The following is a 1,671-nucleotide window of genomic DNA, read 5'->3' as shown; positions in this document are numbered from 1 at the left end:
GGCGTCTTCGTCTTTGTCATCATGCTTGTCATGCGTTGTCGTCGGTGGATTTTACCTGACCGCGTTATTGCGACAAAACCGCAAATATTTGGTAATGGTGCCGAGCCCGACCCCGAGCGCGCCGCTCACCTGCCGGTGAGACAGATTACAGGTCCATTTCAGGCGAAGCACATCTTTTATTTTGCGCATGGTCGTCCGGTGAGCCGGCATCGTCGGGTTCTCCCAAAAGGAGCAACCTTAACCGCCGGCCGATTGAACCATCCGCAGTACCGCCAACCAAAACCGCGCCTTTCGTTTCGGCTCACCGAACACGCATTTCGGCGGAGTGAACAGCCGTTTCGGCGGGCTGAACACCGATTTCGGGAAGATGAACACGCGTTTCGGAGCGCCGAACACCGATTCCGGAATTCCCCGAAACCGTTCGTCTTCGAGCGAAACGGATGTTCACCTTCCTCCGGAAACCCTGTTCGACTTCAACCGAAATCCGTGTTCGGCTTCGCCGAAATACGCACTAGAATCCTAGCTGCAATCCTCGCCGTGTATCGTCGGCCTGCAGAACGGCCGCTTACTGAGCGAAGCAATCGACCGGGTGTCCGAGCCGATACTGACGAACGATGGCTCGTGGCCGGCTGCTGACCGACGACGGGCCGTACCGGGCGTGTCAGCCTGAAGCGTACCCTTTCCTGACGTCAGGTAAAAACTCTCAGCACGTCAGGATAGAGTCAGATGGGCAATTGTTTGGCACTTGGGCCCGTGCCTCGTCCAGACGCACGTTTGCTCGCAACGGGCAGCGAAGCAGAGGGTGTTACGGAAGAAACTTGCGGCACATATTATAGCATCAAATGATGCTATAATATGTGCCATCTAATCTATCTAGGAGCTTGCCGTGCGTACCACTATTGCGCTTGATGATGATTTGATTGCCAAGGCTCAGGCCTACACGGGCGTAGAGGAAAAAACTGCACTCGTTCGAGAAGCGCTGAAGGCGTTGATTCAGCGTGAGGCCGCGAAGCGACTTGCGAATCTTGGGGGGAGCCAACCGGGCATCACCGGCGCGCCGCGTCGGCGCCAGGACGCTAAATGATCCTCGTCGATACTTCTGTCTGGATCGACCACATCAATGCTTCTGATCCTTTGCTGATGACCCTGCTCGGCGAAGAGCGTGTACTGGCTCATCCCTACGTGATCGGTGAGATTTCGCTTGGCAGTTTGCGCAACCGTGAAGTTGTGCTCGGTGCCCTGCTCGATTTGCCCAGCGTGCCAGTCGCGACGCCCGCAGAAACGTTTTATCTGATCGAATGCGAAGGCTTGTTCAATCGCGGAATCGGGTATGTGGATACGTCACTATTGGCATCGGCACGCCTGCAACCCGGTGTCACTATCTGGACGCGTGATAAGCGGCTTAAGAACGTTGCTGACGAACTTGGCCTCGGTGCAGTGCTTGGCCACTAGCGAGACTACATAACAGGGAAAAGAACACGATGCCCCAAGACCAGTACGCGCGCCTGGTTCAGGAGCTTGGACAACTTCTTGTCGATCACATCGAACAGCATCACCCGGAAGACGGTTTTGCAGCGATCAAGGCGCTAGACATAATGTATTGGGCTCTGGTGCACATAGGGCCGGCGAATGGGTTAGAGTTGTCGGAAGAAGACGAACCGAGGAGCCACG

3 protein-coding genes are annotated in these 1,671 nt (G+C 55.8%); all 3 read left to right on the top strand.

Annotation, left to right across the window (positions count from 1 at the left end; translation table 11 throughout):
- Positions 1 to 886: 886 nt before the first annotated feature.
- A complete protein-coding gene (locus tag ACOJB8_RS41005; RefSeq protein ID WP_342925445.1) occupies positions 887 to 1,084 on the top strand; it encodes a type II toxin-antitoxin system VapB family antitoxin in 198 nt (65 codons plus the stop codon).
- On the top strand, positions 1,081 to 1,452 hold the full coding sequence (locus tag ACOJB8_RS41000; RefSeq protein ID WP_342925446.1) for a type II toxin-antitoxin system VapC family toxin: 372 nt from the start codon (positions 1,081 to 1,083) through the stop codon (positions 1,450 to 1,452). Before ACOJB8_RS41005 ends, ACOJB8_RS41000 begins: the two co-directional genes overlap by 4 nt.
- Positions 1,453 to 1,481: 29 nt before the next feature.
- A partial coding sequence (locus ACOJB8_RS40995; RefSeq protein WP_475017950.1) for a hypothetical protein occupies positions 1,482 to 1,671 on the top strand: 190 nt, incomplete at its 3' end.

The organism is Paraburkholderia sp. BR10141 (assembly GCF_056155635.1).
Note: the sequence above shows the minus strand (reverse complement) of the source record. Positions and strands in the feature narration are given on the sequence as shown.

What these genes read in the sequence shown, in the direction of transcription:
- ACOJB8_RS41000 (WP_342925446.1), top strand. Translation starts at nt 1,081, where the DNA reads ATGATCCTCGTCGATACTTCTGTCTGGATCGACCACATCAATGCTTCT.